Genomic DNA, 18,403 nt, shown 5'->3' with positions numbered 1-18,403 from the left:
AAAGGAGATCAATGAAAATGGATAAGAAGACTCTTTATTTTCTATGCACAGGAAATGCTTGCCGGAGCCAGATGGCCGAAGGCTGGGCGAAGCAATATTTGAGCAAGGACTGGAATGTCTACAGCGCTGGAATTGAAGCCCATGGACTGAACCCCAAAGCGGTACAAGCCATGAGCGAAGCCGGTATTGATATTTCGGGCCAAACCTCCGACATTATTGATTCCCATCTTTTGAATAACGCAGATCTGGTGGTTACCTTGTGTGGCGATGCCGCAGATAAATGTCCAATAACCCCGCCTAAGGTAAAGCGTGAGCACTGGGGTTTCGATGATCCAGCCAAGGCTCAGGGGACGGAAGAGGAGAAATGGGCAGTATTTCAAAGCGTCCGTGACCAGATTGGCGCACGTATTAAGCAATTTGCGGAGACAGGGGAATAACTATGGCGGGCTATCATGAGCTTATTGAAGGTAAAGTGTATATCGGCGGGGAGAACGGTTTGCTGGAGGCGCTTCAGGAGCAGGAGATTTCGGATGTGTTTGATCTGAGGGACAACGGCACCAAAGCTGAGGGTTTTCCGGATAAGGTTAGCCGACATCATCATCCGATTGTGGAGCATGAAAGTGGACAAGACGCCTCTGTACAACAGGCAGTCCTAGCCATCAGTGAAGCTGTAAACAGTGGGAAAACCGTCTACTTCCATTGCGCAGGTGGACGTAACCGCACAGGAACGGTTGCCACGGGACTGCTGATGGAACTTGGGGTAGTTTCTACGGTAGAAGAAGCTGAAAACTTAGCGAGAGAAAAACGCCCGGATATCCAGATAAAAGGGGCAATGCGTGAAGTATTGAATCGATTGTATCCACCCGGAGTATAGGAAAGCAATCGAAGCATCCGTACATCCTTTTTGTTCAGTTAAAATTATGGAGTTCACCTATAGATGATGCTTAGGCTTTGTAAGGTTCCTTTCACTTGTGTGAAGGGGACCTTTTGTTTTAGGATTTATGTATTGAAAAAGGGGGAAACAAGCTCATGACAAGAATAGGCTGTTATCATGCGCATTATTCCAATATCGAGCACATCGAGAAAGCTTTGGCTGGCCATGAAGTGGAACTGGTACATTTTGTAGATCCAGGTCTGGATCGCATAAAAATGGACGCCGATTTTAATAATGAAACTGTGGAGACCAAGGTGAGGGAGACCCTGAGCTGGATTTCAGCCTGCCATGTCGATGCTATCCTGATCACTTGCACTTTTTTTACCGCGGTATATCGGGAAAGTCTTCACCCATTGCCTATTCCCGTCATAAAGATAGATGACCCATTATTTCAGGATGCCTGCCGGTCTGATGAACCTGTTCGCTTCGTTTTCACCAATCCAAATACGGTTACAGGGACGATGGAGCAGTTCCAGCATTATTGTAAGGCCACAGGACGTAAGGTGCTTGTAGAATCCAGCGTGCTGGAGCATACGTTCAGTCTGATTATGCAGGGGAAAAAAGATGAGTATACCGCGCTGGTGTCGTCTGGATTAAAGCGCGCGGCTCACGAGAATCCCGGTATCCGTATCGTTGCTGCCCAGCTCTCCATGGCTCCTGCGGCCCGGCAGGCAGAGCAGGAAACAGGCATCACCATCGGCAACCATCTGAATGCTCTGACCAGTTATATGATCGATAAGCTTTCTTTGCAGAAGAAATAAATGAATTTAAAATGAAAAGATTTGAAATGAAAATCTATTTACATTTTACATGGAAGGGACTATAATTCAACTATAAAGTTGCATCGAGGAAACTTTCGTGTATATAGACAACTTTCCCGGGCAAGAGGAGGGATAGACATGTTGGAGCAACAAGTTGCGGAACAAAAACTGATCAAAGAAAAGAAAGTCAAGATATCTGCCCAAGCTGTATTGGACGGAGAAGTCAAAGGTCTGAAACGGCTGTTGCCATTTCTCGGACCTGCTTTTATAGCAGCGGTTGCCTATCTCGATCCCGGTAATTTTGCTACAAATATTACAGCAGGGTCCAAGTATGGATATCTGCTGCTATGGGTGATTGTCGCCTCTAATCTGATGGCGGTACTGATCCAATCTCTGTCAGCCAAACTGGGCATCGCTACCGGTAAGAATTTACCTGAAATTGCGCATGACCGATTCCCCAAAGGCGTATCGATTTTTCTCTGGATACAAAGTGAACTTGTAATTATTGCTACAGACTTAGCTGAGTTTATAGGAGCGGCGTTAGGGTTATATTTACTATTTGGCATTCCTATGCTGCCAGCCGCTTTGATTACCGCCGTTGGGTCGTTTGCCATACTGGAGCTACAGCGGCGCGGGTACCGTTCATTGGAAGCGGGAATCGGCGCCATGGTATTAATCGTCGTGCTGGCGTTTACTTTCCAAGTGATTGTATCCAAGCCGGATATGGGCGCAGTAGCCGTGGGCATGTTTACTCCCAGATTCGATGGTGTGGACAGCATTCTTTTGGCCGCAGGTATTCTGGGCGCAACGGTAATGCCGCATGCGATCTATCTGCATTCCTCGCTGACGCAAGACCGTGTGGTCGGCCGGAATGAAGCGGAGAAGAAGAAGATTTTCAAGCTGGAACTGGCGGATATTATCATCGCCATGATCATTGCGGGTGCAGTCAACATGGCAATGATTGTAGTCTCTGCCGCACTGTTCTTCAAGAACGGCATGGTCGTTGAGGATCTGAATGTAGCCTTTCATCAGTTCCGCGAATTAGCCGGACCTGTTACGGCCGTTTCCTTTGGACTCGGGCTGCTCATTGCCGGATTATCCAGCTCTTCAGTGGGCACCATGGCCGGAGACGTTGTTATGCAGGGCTTCATCAATAAAAGAATTAATCTGTACCTGCGCCGGGCGATCACTACAATTCCCCCACTTGCGATTATTATTGCCGGTGTGAACGCTACAGACGCCTTGATCATGAGTCAGGTGGTGCTGTCGTTCGGGATTGCTTTTGCACTTATTCCTTTGATTATCTTCACAAGCAATCGTCAAATTATGGGCGGGCTGGTCAATCTGCGGATTACTTCCATCACAGGCTGGATTATCTCGGCTCTGGTGGTTCTGCTGAACTTGTTCTTAGTCTTTGAAATGTTGTATTAAAATGAAAAGATCAAAAAAGCCCAGGCCTCTTATCCTTGTAGAACGGATAAGAGGCCTGGGCTTTTGATATGCCATGGCGCGAATGCCTTAGCGCCTGAAATAATCGGCCAGCCCGTTGGCTATAGCCTGGGCGGCTTTTTTCTGATAGGAGGCTGTGCGGGCCACCGCCTCATCAGAGGGGGTGGAGAGAAAGCCCAGCTCCATCAGGGCTGACGGTATCGAGTTCTCCCTGAGGATGTGATAATCGCCGAAGGACACGCCGTTGCTCTTCAGGCCGATGCCTTGTCCCAGCCGGGCTTCAATTGCCCGAGCCAGCTTCAGGTCAGTGCTTTCGGAATAGAAGAAGGTCAACGTTCCGGATATCTTCTTCGGTGAGGAATTATAATGGATGCTTACAAAGGCATCCGCTCCGAGCGTCTTGCCGAGCTGGGCACGCTGAGCCAGCGAAGGCTTCACGTCTTTCGTTCGGGTCATCTCGACCCGGGCGCCGGCCGCCTGCAGGTAATCGCGGACATAGAAGGCTGTCTGCAGATTCAAATCTTTTTCGAGCGTGCCGTAGGTGGTGCCAAGCATGCCGGGATCACTCCCGCCATGGCCGGGGTCCACCACGATCAGCTTGCCCTTCAGGCCGCCGGAAGAAGGAGGCGGAGCGCTATTTGTGACCGTTGCTCCGCTGCGGATGTATTGGTCCGAGACCCAGCCGGTATCTCCGCTGGCTGTGCGGATTTTTAGCCATCCGTTCTGGCGCTGCAGGATGGTTACCGTATCCTGTGCTTTCAGTGAGCCCAGCGCGCTATAGCTGGTGCCTGGGCCACTCCTGATTCGCAGGGAGCTTGCGGTAACCGTGGCTTTGGCGTTCATGCTGTTTCCGGTGGATGTCTTAACCGCCGGCGTTGCCTTGACCGCTACGGTCGTTCCGGCAGTAGGCGTTCCGTTGGTCTTCAGAAGATAGTAGCCAGCAACCCAGCCGGAAGTTGAACCGGACTTGACCTTCAGCCAGCCATGTTGTTCGTCTGTGACACTTACCACCGTACCGTTCTTCAGTGACCCCGTGATGACTGCATTCTTGGCCGGCTCGCTGCGCACATTCAAGGAATCAGCATTTACTTTGGCAGTATAGCTGACCGCGGCAGCGGCTTTGGGAGGCTGCAGCCCTATGCTGAATATGCATAAGGCTAGCATAGCAATGCCTAATAGTTTCTTCATAGGTACCTCGCTTCCGGGAAATATTCTGGGGCTGAATCTGAAAGAATCAGCCTTAGGCTCATTACCCAATTCATGAACGAAAGAATTGGATAATGCCCGTGAAGCTTTAGATTATACCATGGAGACGCTACAAAAAAATCCGGCAGAAGGCCCTTTTAAAGGGAGACTGAAGAGGTCTTTTTGGCAATTTCCCGTCGTACGACAGGGGCTACTTTGGTAGCTAGCAGTTCGATGGCTGATGCCACCTTGGCGAATGGAAGTCCGCCGATATCCAGTTGAGTCATGAAGCGGTTGTGTCCGAATAGCTCATGCTGGTAAAGGATCTTCTCAATAATTTGCTGAGGACTGCCCACCGCTAAGGTATTATCGAAGGCAGCACATTGATCGAACTCGCTGCGGGATACTGTATATCTCTGCTCTCGGCTCGGACTAATGGAATTACGGTAGCTATAATAGTATGGATAAAATTCATCAAGCGCCTGTTGTGTAGTTTCTGCAATATAGCCATGACTTGTAATAGCAATCTTCAGGGATTCAAGGGAATGACCGGCCTCCATGCCGGAGCGGCGATAGCTATCGGCAAGCTCCTTGAAAGGCGCTGGATTTCCGTTCAGGATGGCAATGGCAAGCCCCGTGCCCAGTGCTCCAGCTTTCTTTGCACTCTCGGGTGAACCGCCCACTCCAACCCAGAGCGGGAGCTTATGCTGTACGGGCCTAGGCGCAATCTCCGCATTTCTGAGGGAGGAGCGGTACGAGCCTTCCCAGTTAATAATTTCATGCTGATTTAGCTCCTGGAGTAGCTGGATGTTCTCGGCGAACAAGCGATGATAGTCTTCAAGATCATAGCCGAACAGGGGAAAAGATTCCAGGAAAGCACCGCGTCCAGCAATGATCTCGGCTCGTCCATTAGATAGCAGATCAAGTGTGGCAAAGTCCTCGAAGACCCGGACAGGATCAATGGTACTAAGCACAGTAGTAGCGCTGGTCAGCTTGATTCGGCGCGTGACCTGCGACACAGCTGCCAGGACGACAGGCACTGAGGAGATGACAAAATCCAGCCGGTGATGCTCACCGACACCAAAGACATCAAGTCCCGCCTCATCGGCTAACTTGGCAGCGGCAATCACCTCATCCAGCCGCTGCCGCGGGGTGATTGTTTTTCCAGTGTGACAGTCGGTCACAATATCTCCAAGTGTATAAATGCCAAATTCAAATTCTGGAACTGCCTCTTGTTGTATAGGCTTACTCATACTTCCGAACCCCTTGCTATTCATAGATTAATTGGTTAAGCATGTCCGTATGGATGGAATACATGCATTATATCATAATCACTTACGAATTGTAAGTTTCTGAGTTATTGTTTTATTTCGCATATTGATCTTTCGGTCCGTCGATACTTAAGAATGGAATTATTATCGTACATTTGGAGCGTAATCGCCAGCGTCTGTTCTGAACAGATAAACTCCTCTATTCACATTGACTTTCATGCAGTTATACCAGATATTTATAGTAAAGAATTAAACTATTAAATAGCTTGCTTAATGCTAGCCTTACTCCACGAAACGGCGGTGGGACAGATGTTGGGGCATCAGTCGGATAAAGAAGATTCCCGGTTGAAAGATGTGCAAGACGGGGTAGGAGCAGGTGAGGCTTTTCTCTCCCCGGAAGAAACTTGGACAAGTGTTAATTCTGGTGTAACTGGATTGCTGGGTTATTCGGAAGAGCAACTACTGGGGCGGCCATTGAGTGAGTTTTTACACAGAGACTACAAGGAGCTTTACCACAAACAGATGGGAGCGCTGGCAGCAAGCGAGATCTCTTTTTTCGAGTGTACGTTGAAGCTGGTGCACCAGGCAATGAACCCTGTAGCTTTAATCATTCGGATTACGCGGATCAATGAACCGTCGACGGGGAAGCTGCTCTTTTATACGGTGCTGTTAAGGGGACTAACCGGGCCTGGGTGCAAGGAGGATTTTCTATCGGATAGCGCTGACTTGTTCCGGCTCATTGCAGATAATATCAGGGATATCGTATACGTGGCGACACCAGACAGCCTCTGCCGCTATTGCTCACCCTCAGTTCATGAAGTGCTGGGTTATGAGCCGGAACAACTGGTAGGGCAGAATGTCAGCAGCTATATTCATCCGGATGATCTCAATGCGCTCCAGATGCCGGGCGCGTTAGCTTATAGCAGTGTTCAGTTGCGTACCCGGCATGCAGAGGGGCATTATTTGTGGATTGAGTATACGCTGCGGGTGCTAGAGGATGAAGGCGGTCGGGGCATTGTTGCAGTAGGCCGTGACATTACCGAACGTAAGATGGTTGAACGGAAGTTGCAGGAATCGGTAGAGCGCTACACATCTCTTAAGAAGTACAACCATGATGCGGTAATTTCCCTGGGGCTGGAAGGCGATATCATCAACGGGAACGACAAGGCGTGCGAACTTACGGGATATACGATCTCCGAGTTGGCCGGAATGAACGTATCGAGCATTGTGGGCGCAGAGCACCTGAAAGACATTCTGGATCACTCTTCCGGGAATCACTGGGGAGAGCGGAACATCGAAGAGATCAGGCACAAGGATGGTCATATGGTCGAGGTGCTGACTAGTATAGCGCCTATTGTTATTAGTGGAAGCCGGGTAGGGTTCTACATTATCGTTAAGGATATTACTGAACAGAAAAAGCTGATGATTGCTAAAGAAACGGCTGAACATACGAACCGCGCCAAGAGCGATTTTCTGGCGATGATGAGTCATGAAATCCGCACCCCGATGAACGGAGTGATTGGAATGACCGATCTGCTGCTGGAGATGAGCGAACCGCAATCGGTACAGCATGAATACCTGGAGATTATTCGCCAGAGCGGAGATACGCTGTTGGCAATTATTAACGATATTCTGGACTTTTCCAAAATCGAAGCTGGTAAGACAGAGCTGCATGAGGATCGTTTCGACTTGCGGCTCTGCATTGCTTCTGTAATGAATGTGCTGAGTCATAAAGCGGAGATTAAAGGACTGTACATCGAGACCCAGGTCAATGCTGAGGTGCCGACACATTTGGTGGGTGATGGGGAGCGCCTTAAGCAGGTGTTACTCAATCTGGTTGGCAATGCGGTCAAGTTCACCTATACCGGCGGCATCCTGCTCGAGGTAAGGGTCGTAGAGCAGAAAGAAGGCAGAAGTATGCTGGAATTCTCCGTTTCCGATACCGGAATTGGGATCCCGGAAGAGCTGCAGGGCCGCTTGTTTGAGCCTTTTTACCAACTCGATCATTTTATGAATCGGCGGCATGAGGGGACAGGACTTGGGCTGGCCATCACGAAGAAGCTAGTGGAGCTTATGGGTGGACAAATTACCTTACACAGGAGAGCGGAGCCAGGGGCGACGTTCGTATTCACTGCGGTTTTTCTGGATGACGCCAATGTAACAATGGCCGAAGTAGGGCAGAATGACACACAATCTTTGACAGGCTCGGAGGATCGTCCCTTGCGGATTCTGGTTGCCGAAGATAACGAGATTAACCAGGTTGTTTTGAAAAAAATGCTGGAGAAACGCGGGCACTCTGTGGAGCTGGCATCTGACGGAACCGTCGTCATGCAGCGGATAACCTGTGAATCCTTCGATCTGGTCTTTATGGATATACAGATGCCACGGACGAACGGCCTAGAGGCTACGAAATATATTAAAGAGACGCTCCCGCCGGAGAAGCAGCCGATTATTGTTGCGGTAACGGCTAATGCACTAAAAGGCGACCGGGAGCTATGTCTGGCAACAGGTATGGATGAATATATTAGCAAGCCGGTCACGAGTGAGACCTTAACGGGAGTGATCCGAAAGTTTTTTTAAGCGGGCGCACAAGGAAAGGATAGGATGGGCCGAGAAGTTGGCTTATCCTATCCTTCAGCGTTCCATAAGCCAAAAATATCATTGCTATTTGGAGTTTAATTGTTTATTATGGACAATAAAGATCTATAATAATGATGATATTGAGGAGGGAGGAGAAAGACTTGCAGTTTTCCAAAAGTACAGATTACGCCCTACATGCGATAATTCATCTGGGACACTCGCAGCGCTGCAACAATGTCGGGATTAGGGAGTTATCTGGGATACTAGGTGTATCCGAAAGCTATTTATCCAAAATCATGTCCAAGCTGAGACAGGATGGAATCGTACGTGCTGTGCCAGGGGTGAACGGTGGTTACGAGCTTGCCCGGCCAGCGGATCAGATTACGTTTCTTGATGTGATTCAAGTGATTGAAGGAAGACAGCAGCTATTCGAATGTTCGAATTCGAGTTCGCAGCAGCACCAGTTGTTAGCGGAAGAAGGGGCTGTACAGAGAGATCAGAAGTATCCGGGAAAAGCATGTTTGGTTGAAAAAGTTATGAACGGCGCGGAACAACAGTTGCACCAATATTTGCGGGAACATACGATTCAGTCAGTATTGGATGAGGCGTTTAAGCGTTGCAGTCACGATGTAAACAAGAAGTGATGAGCTTCTTGTGCTCTAATTATGGATATTATAGATCTGCATAAATATATATGTTGATTTACATGGAGTAGTATCGAGAAGAGGCACGAATTTTTTTATTTTAATTATGGATATTGTCGATCTATATAGGCTTTGTTTTGAAATGGATATAAAGCTTTTCGACGTGGGAACTATTAGGGTGAATCAATAGGCCGGCTATCGGTCCGACCATTTCAGGTTTGATCGTTGACGGACTTTCATGGCGCTGGCTGTTCTATCTTGTACTGCCGTTTGCGCTGCTCTCGATTATCGTGGGGATTGCTGTCCTGAAAAATGTGTCAGAAGTCACAAAACCACGGGTTGACCTCTTATCCATCGTACTGTCAACGATTGGCTTCGGGGGAATTGTCTACGGGTTCAGCAAGGCTGGTGAGCTCGGCTGGTCGGTGCCGGAGGTGATTTGGCCAATTGCGGCAGGTGGCGTCGCCTTGGCGCTATTCGTGTGGCGGCAATTACTGCTTAAAGAGCCGATTATGGATTTACGGGCGTTTGAGGCGGCAGCAATGACAAGCCCGGGGATAACAAGAACGCGAGGCCTAAACTTGTCGAACAGCTTGCCTGAGACTGGAGCCATAATCCCGTTTACGACCCCACCGGGAAGCAGGATCAAGCCGGACTTGAACGCCGTCATCATCAGCACGCCCTGCATAAACATTGGAAGCATGATTGCCGACGAGAAGAAGGTCATCAAAAGCACGAACAGCAGCACTGCGACGAACGCGAACATGGGATACCGGTTTAGGAAAATCCATATCCCATAAAGAAATGTGAGGAATGATCATGAATAATTTTTTTGATGCAGCTAACTGGGAAAAAGCGTGGAAAGACGATTCTCTTTTAAAGAAAATGAAGAAGGCGGGAGTCGATCCCACGAGATCATTTGACCATAAGGCCAAGACTTTCAACGAACAATCGTTTAGCGAAGAGGGAAGAAAACGAACCAAACGGATCATGAACTGGCTTGAAGGGCAAGGGGTCCAATTCGAAAACGCCTCCGTTCTGGATATTGGCGCCGCATCTGGAGTGTTCTCGGTGCCGTTTGCGGAGAGAGGGGCTCATGTAACTGCCGTAGAGACCTCTCCCCCGCAGGTGGAATTGCTGAAAGAAAACATCTCGAAGTTCGCCGAAGATCAGGTAAAGATTGTGCCCGAGCCTTTTGAAAATATTGATGTGCAGACCAGGGGCTGGAACGAGGCCTTCGATCTCGTCTTTGTCTCGATGTGCCCGGTCATTCACAATTGGGATAGCGTGGAGAAGATACTCCAATGCGCTCGGAAGTTCTGTTATATCAGTATGCCGGCAAGTCCCCCAGAGCACAGTCTAGTGAATGAAATCTGGCCGCTCGTCACCGGTCAGCCGTTCCATACGAAACATATGGAAATGGGATACTTGCTGCATCTGCTATATCTTAAAGGTTATGCATACGAATCGCTAATCACGCGGGAAATGAAAACAACGGAAGTCACCAGGGAAGCGGCTTTGCAGGAAGCACTGACTTGGCTCCGTAATCACCGTCTACCTGTAGATGAACGGAATCGCAACATTATTGCTGACTATTTGGAGCAAGCCTATCCCTCCGGCAAAGTGGTCATTCATGAGGGTGGACGTTTTGGCAAAGTACTAATTCGATTGCAGGATCAGAATATGTATACGAAAGAGGATTGAGTGAAGCGACAAAGCGTTAAATGAACCACTTGCAACCGGCTTGATTTTTGATTAAGATTGCAGCAACCAGTATATAAAAGTACTGATATACAGGCAAGGACAATGACGAAGAGAGTAAGCGCAAGAAGCGGATCTTAACAGGGAAGGCGTGCCGGAGACTGAGAGCACCCTCATGAGACGGCCTGCGCTGAAGTTCACTTCCGAGTCGGCCCCTGAAGTGTTTTGCCCATCGGCACAAGCATGAGTAGGGTGGCCCGCGCCCCGCGTTACCGGGTGAAAGACAGAATGTTCTTTCGCGGCAGAAGCAACCGCCAGGTTTCTTTGAAAATGCCGATTACCGGAGGTCATTCTAAATTAGGGTGGTACCACGGCTCCTCGTCCCTTGCGACGGGGGCCTTTTTTGCGTTCCAAATATATGATGAAGAAGAGGAGTGGAAGGTATGAGTAATGTGGAATTGGATGAGCTGAGAGAGCGTCTGGATGGAATTAACGGTCAATTGTTAGAGCTGATTTCCGATCGGGCAAAGATTGTTCAGGAGATTGGTACTTTGAAGGAAAAGCAGGGCGTGCCGAAGTTCGATCCTGAGCGGGAGAAGCAAATGCTGGAGAAGCTGGTAGCGAGCAATAAGGGACCGTTTACCGACAGTACGATCCGCAGCTTGTTCAAGCAAATATTCTCAGCCTCCCTTGATCTACAATCAGCAGAACATAAGAAGACCCTTCTGGTCAGCCGGAAAAGCCAGCAGGAGGATACAGTCATTACTCTTCCTGGAGATGTAACTGTGGGTGGTTTGTCTTCCTTGATGGTGGCCGGACCTTGTTCGGTAGAAAGCGAGCTTCAGACCCGTACCGTAGCGGCAGCCTTGCAAAAAGCCGGAATCCGCGTTATGCGAGGCGGAGCTTTCAAACCTCGGACCTCTCCGTATGATTTCCAGGGCCTTGGTATGGATGGCTTGCGGATTCTGCGTGAAGCGGCAGACGAATACGGGCTGCTGACGATCAGCGAGATTGTAGACCCGGCCCATCTGGAGCCAGCGCTGGATTATGTGGATATTATTCAGATCGGTGCCCGCAATATGCAGAACTTCGAGCTGTTGAAGGCGGCGGGAGAGCTGAATAAGCCGGTGCTGCTGAAGCGTGGACTTGCAGCGACCATGGAAGAATTCCTGCATGCAGCCGAATACATCATGTCTCGTGGCAACACACAGGTCATGCTGATTGAGCGCGGCATCCGTACGTACGAGAAGTGGACTCGCAACACACTGGATATTTCAGCTGTGCCGATCTTGAAGCAGGAGAGCCATCTCCCGGTGCTGGTGGATGTTACCCACTCCACAGGACGTAAGGACATTCTGGTGCCTTGTGCCAAGGCTGCGCTCGCTGCCGGTGCCGACGGCATTATGGTTGAGGTGCACCCCGATCCGGCCACAGCATTGTCCGATGCGGCGCAGCAGCTGAATATTGATGAGTTCAATACGTTCTTCGATCAAGTGAAGGCTTCGGGTTTGTACAAACAATAAATTATTTAGATCAATTTATGTAACGCCGTTAAATATATTGAATTTGAGATAAATTCGCAGAATAAGCGAGAGAAGGAGAACTATAAGCGCTTACAAGACAGCAATGACTTTTTGTGAAGGTGGCGGGTAGTCGGGTACAATAAGCAGCATCAGCGTTGCACCGGACCCGGACTTATAGGATAAGTCCTTAATACCCTTAACATCATAGGAGGATCACAGACACTTGAAGCAGCTTACATTGAATAATGGGTGGTTCTCCAACACCCGCAGCGATATTCTTTCCGGAATGACGGTAGCCGTTGCGCTCATTCCGGAAGCGATCGCTTTCTCCATTCTGGCGGGAGTCAGTCCGATGGTGGGACTGTACGCTTCCGTTTGCATTGCAATGATTACAGCATTTGCGGGAGGAAGACCCGGCATGATCTCGGCAGCCACGGGAGCGATGGCGCTTCTGGTCGGCACGTTGGTGGCACAGTACGGAATCGAGTACCTGTTCGCTGCTACCGTATTGACAGGTCTGATCCAGATTTTGATGGGTACCCTGAAGCTGGGCCGGTTCATTACTTTTGTGCCACAGCCGGTGATGACCGGATTTGTAAATGCTTTGGCGATCCTGGTTTTTATGGCCCAACTCACGCATTTCAAAGGACAAGGCTGGATCATGTACGGTCTGGTAGCTCTGACATTGGTTATTATCTATGTGGTACCAAAGCTTACTAAAGTCATTCCATCCGCTTTATTTGCAATTATCGCCGTTTCGGTCCTCAGCATCTCACTGCATTTAGATGTAAAAACCGTAGGGGATATGGGCAATATTACGGCGGCTCTGCCGTTATTTCATATTCCACAGGCGCCTTTTACACTAGATACGTTACTGATTATCTTGCCCTACTCCCTTTCGCTCGCGGTTGTTGGCTTGCTTGAATCGCTAATGACGGCAACGCTGATTGATGACATTACCGGTACAGGGAGCGACAAGAACCGGGAAGCGAAAGGCCAGGGGCTGGCGAATGTCGTAACCGGATTCTTCGGCGGTATGGCAGGCTGCGCGATGATCGGCCAATCCATGGTTAACATGAAGTCCGGCGGGCGCACCCGGCTGTCCACGTTCGTATCAGGTATCTTCTTGTTGTTCCTGATCCTCGTTCTCGGGGATGTCGTCAAGCAGATCCCGATGGCCGCACTCGTTGGTGTAATGTTTATGGTCTCGATCAGCACGTTTGAGTGGGGTGCGCTCAAGACATTGGCCCGCGTACCTGTAAGCGATGCCCTGGTGATGATTGTAACCGTGGTAACGGTTGTAGCTACGGACAATTTATCCATAGGTGTGTTGTTCGGTGTATTGCTTAGTGCCTTGTCATTTGCCTGGAAAATCGCCTCTATCCGTGTTACCGTTAAGGAAGCCTCTTCTTCCAGAACCTATAGGGTATCCGGTCAATTATTCTTTGGCACAACAAGTCATTTCGTTCAGCATTTTCAATATGAAGCCGACCCGGCGGAGATCATCATCGACTTCTCGCATTCCCATGTCTGGGACCAGTCAGCAGTGAGTGCAATTGCGAAGATCATCGGCAAATATGCTCAGCATGACAAGAAGGTTATCATCACAGGACTGAATGAAGAAAGCTCGCGCCTGCTTAAGCGGGTTGGCTTATTCTTATCCGGCGGTCATTAGACTATATGAACATCAGGTGTTACTATTTTCAGACCTGAATGAAACAGCTCTTTCCTTAGGGGAAAGGGCTGTTTTTGTTGAGATCCAATTTATTGAAACTGATCAGTTACGACCACCGTATAGAGGGTTAAGCCAGCAGCTGGGCTACCGGCTGCTCATGATAAGCAGGAGGAGATTAAATGAATGTGGAGTTGAACCCAAAGACAAAGCAGTTCCACCCTGGCAAACTAATTGGTGGTATTGTCGCTGTACTGGTTGTAGCTGTGCTTGGAACTAATGCATACGCTTCGGTGGAATATGGTCATGTCGGTTTGTACAAAACCTTCGGGAAGCTAAATGACAACACCTTGGCACCGGGTATTCATTTTAAAATTCCGTTTATCCAGACTGTCATTCAGGTCAATACACAAGTCACCAAATCTGAGACCGATACCTCTGCGTCTTCCAAAGATTTGCAGCCGGTATCAACTCATGTAGCGGTCAACTATTCTGTCAACAAAGCTTCGGTCTTTCACCTGATGAACAATATCGGTGGTAATTATGATACAGTCATTATCAGTCCGGCCATTCAGGAGATTGTCAAAGAAGTTACCGCCAAATATCCTGCCGAGGATCTGATCACCCGCCGTGATGTGGTGTCCGGGGAGGTTAGCGACCAGCTCAAGACCCGTTTGGCCAAATACGATCTGATCGTTAATGATATTAACATCGTCAACTTTAAATTCTCCGACGCTTTCAACCAATCGATTGAAGCTAAGCAGGTTGCCCAGCAACAGGCGCTCAAGGCCGAGAATGATCTGCGGCGGATCGAGATTGAGGCCAAGCAGAAGGTTGCGCAAGCACAAGCCGAAGCAGAATCGCTGCGGCTCAAGAAGCAGGAGGTTACTCCCGAACTGGTGCAGTTGAAGCAAATCGAAGTGCAGGAGAAGGCACTGGATAAATGGAATGGTGTCCTGCCTACCGTGACAGGAGGGGCTACCCCGTTCGTGGATGTTCAGTCTCTCACACAACAGAATCCGTAAGGCATCTGAATCCGATCGCGATAGATTATATGGAAGGTTGTCCCGCATGCCTGGGAGGGGGCGGGGACAGCCTTTTCTGTTATCTATGAATTTAAGGGGGAAATCAACCTCTAACATAAAGGTTGGACAAGCACTGCAGCCTGTTGTAACATGTATTCAACCTCTTTAGTAATTATCTGCCATGCAGGTCTGAAGTTCTCCTGTCAGCAGGACTTCTATAACCGGTTCATGATAACGGTTTCTTTTAGGTGGAAATCTAAATTTTGTCCACGCGTTTTGGCCTTTGGAAGGAATAAGGGGATACTTTTATAAAATTCAATAATTCACACCGGAATAATAAGATTTTTTTCTTTTCAAATGACAAGGTTTGTGAGAAAATAAGTCCAACCAATTATTTGAATTCATTACTTTTTAAATTATAAGGAGGAAATACCTATGTCAGAAGAACGCAAGCAGTCCTTTGAAACGTTGGCCGTTCATGCCGGCCAAGAGATCGATCCAACTACTTTGTCCCGTGCCGTACCGCTCTACCAGACAACCTCTTACGGCTTTCGCGATACGGAGCATGCTGCGAACCTGTTCGCACTGAAAGAGTTCGGCAACATCTATACCCGTATCATGAACCCGACTACTGATGTATTTGAGCAGCGGATTGCGGCGCTTGAAGGCGGAGCAGGCGCGCTGGCGACAGCTTCTGGCTCGGCGGCTATTTCCTTCTCCATCTTGAACATTGCAGGCGCGGGAGATGAGATTGTTTCTTCTGCCAGTCTTTACGGCGGTACATATAATTTGTTCTCAACCACGCTTCCGAAGCTGGGCATTAAGGTGCATTTTGTGGATTCCGATAACCCGGAGAACTTCCGCAGTGCGATTAATGACAAGACTAAAGCTATCTTTGCGGAGACCATTGGTAATCCACAGGGGAATGTCCTGGATATCGAAGCGGTTGCGGCGATTGCCCATGAACACGGTCTTCCGCTGATCGTTGACAACACCTTCCCGAGCCCGTATCTGTTGCGCCCGATTGAACATGGTGCGGATATCGTGGTTCATTCCGCTACCAAGTTTATCGGTGGTCACGGTACATCTATCGGTGGCGTCATTGTAGATGGCGGTAAGTTCGATTGGAAGGCTAGCGGCAGATTCCCGGGCCTGACCGAGCCGGACCCAAGCTACCATGGTGTAGTCTATACGGAAGCCGTAGGTCCAATCGCTTACATTATCAAGGCACGCGTTCAATTGCTGCGTGATTTGGGAGCATCGATCTCGCCGTTCAACTCCTGGTTGCTCTTGCAAGGTCTGGAGACTTTGCACCTGCGACTGGAACGCCATAGTCAAAATGCACTGAAGGTGGCACAGTATCTGGAAGCCCATGATGCGGTAGAATGGGTCAGCTACGCTGGTCTACCGAGTCATCCTTCCTACGAGCTGGCGCAGAAGTATCTGCCGAAGGGCCAAGGTGCCATTCTTACGTTTGGGATCAAGGGCGGCAGCGATGCTGGACGCAAAGTGATCGAGAACGTGAAGCTGTTCTCACACTTGGCGAATGTCGGCGATTCCAAGTCGCTGATTATCCATCCGGCCAGCACCACGCACCAGCAGTTGTCTGATGAGGAGCAAGCTTCGGCAGGAGTAACACCTGAACTGCTTCGCTTGTCGGTAGGTACTGAATCTATTGACGATATTCTATATGATCTGGAACAGGCCATCGCTGCAAGTCAGCAGTAATCCTCTTCCACCAAGCATCCTGTGCTACTTGGTTATCAGCCTTTTTTCCAAGCAGCTGGCAGTCTTCGCCCCGATTTCGGGGGGGAGGGACCTGCCGGCTCTTTCGGAAGAAGGAAGATTCTTCGTAGTCCGGATGCTTTTTTTGGTTTTGTCCGCTCCAGGTGGATTTGGTAACGCTTGCATATTTCCGGCTGCATTCCAGTATTTATAAGTGAAGCATGAAACTGCCGATAATCCGGAAGTTGTCCTGTGAGGTGCCGGCAGGAATCAAAAGCTGAAAAGGTGGGTGCGGAAATGAAGGGTGAACGTCAGCAGCAGGATCAAATCCAAAAGAATGGGGAGCGCCCGTTAAAGAATAGCGCAGATGAGCAGGTTCGCGAAGGGGACTTGGCTCGAAAGGGTCCCGCAGTTCCATCACCTGCAGAACCTGAAGTTGGCAGTGTGCGCAGAGAAGCCGCGCTGCCGCTGAACCGCACGTATTTCAAGCGTACCGGCTTGCAGCCCTCTTTTCTGGTGCTGCGTGACGGTAGGAACGATCGCCCGGCCCCGCGTCCGGAGGGCGGGACCATGCCTGCAGGGCCTTGCCTGATCCGCAGCGAGGAATGGCTGCTGGCCCCGGAGCTGGCCAGCCTATACGACAGCTGGCTGGTCAGTGAGAATGGTCCAGCTGCGGATCGTGCGCTCCAGCGTATTTACTATCGGCTGCGGGCTGAAGCCGCCGAGCTGCTGGAGTCTGCGGACGGTGACTGGGCTGTCGTCACCCTGTTGTCCCCGCCGGAGCTTGCGGGACGGCGGTCCCGGCTGACCGCGCTTCAGGATGCGCAGCTGGAAGCGCTGTTCGCTGCGGTGGCGGAGCGGCAGCGCCAGGGCGGCGAGTGCCGCCTGGATCTGCTGGCGCCATCACCCGCCAGCGCGGCCGAATTCGCGGCACAGCGCGAATTCATCGAGGAAGTGGCCGATCAGACACTCGGCCACGCTTTTGCGGCGGCCTGCCGCATCGGGGCGCTTATCGCGCCCGATGCCGAGCGTGCCGCCGCCGGGGAAATCGCGCGTATCGCCGATTTCCTCGTGCTGGACGGCGCGGCGGGCGAAGCCGCGCCGGAGGAGAACGCCGCGCAAGACTTCGTCGCCGCGGCGGGCCAGGTCCTGGCCGCCGTGCGCCGCGTGCGGCCGGCGGCTGTGGTGTTCGCCGCCGGAGCTGCGGCGGCGCCGGCCTTGGCCGATCTGTATGAGATCGGCCTTAGCGGGATCTTTTGCAGCGCCGGTCAGCGGACCGAGGCGTTGCTGCGGGCGGCCTGCCTGACGTGGATCGCGCGGCAGGACATCATGGATACAGCTGCCGGAGGCGGGCTGTAGCAGAGCAAGAGCAGGTCCGGGCACCATGGACCTGCTTTTTTTTGCGTTCAACAGTACAATAACGCCTACATAAAATAGGCGCATCTATAATAGAACGCATTAAAAAACAAACATAGCCAAGAAATAAGAGAGCCTGCATAAGAAGAAGCATCGACGTGTAATTAACGGCATTTTTGTACCTAAAATCCTCCGCAGCTACGGGTTATTGGAGATTAAGTGCAATATTGTACCTTAAATCTTCCAGAATACCCTGTATACCGTGCTTTTCCGAAAAATAAGATACAATAATGCCCTTATTTGAATATTTTGTCTATATCTAAGAAAAATAAGGTACAAAAATGCCGTTAGTTGGGCAGATGACCTCTCTTTCTTACTGTTAAGACGACTGATGAAGGGGGAATTCCGCACTGCGTGCGCCTCCCCGCGCGCGGCTGCTTCTGGTGGTTGAAATCAGTCGACAGTCTATGACCCGTTGCTATCTCTCCTATGGAAAGCGTTCAGGCAAGCGCTATACGCCTACAGTTCCAAACTTCCCTGTTCGCACATCTTTGCTTTTTGTGAATTTCTTTTGTTC

15 protein-coding genes are annotated in these 18,403 nt (G+C 50.1%); 13 read left to right on the top strand and 2 right to left on the bottom strand.

Annotated elements, in window-relative coordinates; translation table 11 throughout:
* Positions 1-17: 17 nt before the first annotated feature.
* From arsC to HPT30_RS12725, 4 genes are all read left to right on the top strand, one after another.
* Positions 18-437 (top strand): arsenate reductase (thioredoxin), encoded by a 420-nt coding sequence (arsC, locus tag HPT30_RS12740; protein ID WP_175371763.1) that lies wholly within the window; start codon positions 18-20, stop codon positions 435-437.
* A gap of 2 nt (positions 438-439) precedes the next feature.
* A complete protein-coding gene (locus HPT30_RS12735; RefSeq protein ID WP_175371762.1) occupies positions 440-874 on the top strand; it encodes a protein-tyrosine phosphatase family protein in 435 nt (144 codons plus the stop codon).
* Positions 875-1,029: 155 nt separating this feature from the next.
* Positions 1,030-1,695, top strand: a complete 666-nt coding sequence (locus HPT30_RS12730; RefSeq protein WP_175371761.1) for an aspartate/glutamate racemase family protein — start codon at positions 1,030-1,032, stop codon at positions 1,693-1,695.
* 138 nt (positions 1,696-1,833) lie between these two features.
* Positions 1,834-3,126, top strand: a complete 1,293-nt coding sequence (locus HPT30_RS12725) for an Nramp family divalent metal transporter (RefSeq protein ID WP_175371760.1) — start codon at positions 1,834-1,836, stop codon at positions 3,124-3,126.
* An 87-nt stretch (positions 3,127-3,213) separates the two neighbouring features.
* On the opposite strand, the gene HPT30_RS12720 is transcribed toward HPT30_RS12725, so the two are convergent.
* Both HPT30_RS12720 and HPT30_RS12715 read right to left on the bottom strand, forming a co-directional pair.
* Positions 3,214-4,332 carry an N-acetylmuramoyl-L-alanine amidase family protein gene (locus tag HPT30_RS12720; protein ID WP_175371759.1) on the bottom strand — a complete coding sequence of 373 codons (1,119 nt, stop codon included), beginning with the start codon at positions 4,330-4,332 and terminating at the stop codon, positions 3,214-3,216.
* 155 nt (positions 4,333-4,487) lie between these two features.
* Positions 4,488-5,582, bottom strand: coding sequence for an LLM class flavin-dependent oxidoreductase (locus tag HPT30_RS12715; protein ID WP_175371758.1), 1,095 nt, complete (start codon positions 5,580-5,582; stop codon positions 4,488-4,490).
* A 372-nt stretch (positions 5,583-5,954) separates the two neighbouring features.
* Between HPT30_RS12715 and HPT30_RS12710 the strand changes: the two genes are divergently transcribed.
* From HPT30_RS12710 to HPT30_RS12670, 9 genes are all read left to right on the top strand, one after another.
* Positions 5,955-8,180 carry a PAS domain S-box protein gene (locus tag HPT30_RS12710; protein ID WP_312876335.1) on the top strand — a complete coding sequence of 742 codons (2,226 nt, stop codon included), beginning with the start codon at positions 5,955-5,957 and terminating at the stop codon, positions 8,178-8,180.
* Between the two features lie 161 nt (positions 8,181-8,341).
* Complete coding sequence (locus tag HPT30_RS12705) at positions 8,342-8,824, top strand: RrF2 family transcriptional regulator (RefSeq protein WP_175371756.1); 483 nt, start codon at positions 8,342-8,344, stop codon at positions 8,822-8,824.
* A gap of 218 nt (positions 8,825-9,042) precedes the next feature.
* On the top strand, positions 9,043-9,624 hold the full coding sequence (locus HPT30_RS30960) for an efflux MFS transporter permease (protein WP_175371755.1): 582 nt from the start codon (positions 9,043-9,045) through the stop codon (positions 9,622-9,624).
* A 19-nt stretch (positions 9,625-9,643) separates the two neighbouring features.
* On the top strand, positions 9,644-10,528 hold the full coding sequence (locus tag HPT30_RS12695) for a methyltransferase domain-containing protein (protein WP_175371754.1): 885 nt from the start codon (positions 9,644-9,646) through the stop codon (positions 10,526-10,528).
* A 440-nt stretch (positions 10,529-10,968) separates the two neighbouring features.
* Positions 10,969-12,048, top strand: a complete 1,080-nt coding sequence (locus HPT30_RS12690; RefSeq protein ID WP_175371753.1) for a bifunctional 3-deoxy-7-phosphoheptulonate synthase/chorismate mutase — start codon at positions 10,969-10,971, stop codon at positions 12,046-12,048.
* 223 nt (positions 12,049-12,271) lie between these two features.
* Positions 12,272-13,723: a SulP family inorganic anion transporter gene (locus HPT30_RS12685; protein WP_281364490.1), complete on the top strand. Its 1,452-nt coding sequence runs from the start codon at positions 12,272-12,274 to the stop codon at positions 13,721-13,723.
* A gap of 179 nt (positions 13,724-13,902) precedes the next feature.
* The gene (locus HPT30_RS12680; RefSeq protein ID WP_175371752.1) at positions 13,903-14,745 is read left to right on the top strand and encodes a prohibitin family protein; all 843 of its coding nucleotides are present in this window, start codon (positions 13,903-13,905) and stop codon (positions 14,743-14,745) included.
* Positions 14,746-15,180: 435 nt separating this feature from the next.
* On the top strand, positions 15,181-16,473 hold the full coding sequence (locus tag HPT30_RS12675; protein ID WP_175371751.1) for a homocysteine synthase: 1,293 nt from the start codon (positions 15,181-15,183) through the stop codon (positions 16,471-16,473).
* Between the two features lie 294 nt (positions 16,474-16,767).
* The gene (locus HPT30_RS12670) at positions 16,768-17,829 is read left to right on the top strand and encodes a hypothetical protein (RefSeq protein ID WP_175371750.1); all 1,062 of its coding nucleotides are present in this window, start codon (positions 16,768-16,770) and stop codon (positions 17,827-17,829) included.
* The last annotated feature ends 574 nt before the right edge of the window (positions 17,830-18,403 follow it).

It is taken from the genome of Paenibacillus agri (assembly GCF_013359945.1).
In the GTDB taxonomy this organism is placed as follows: Bacteria; Bacillota; Bacilli; order Paenibacillales; family Paenibacillaceae; genus Paenibacillus_AQ; species Paenibacillus_AQ agri.
The sequence above is the reverse complement of the archived record's forward strand: the minus strand, read 5'-3'. Positions and strand labels throughout refer to the sequence as shown.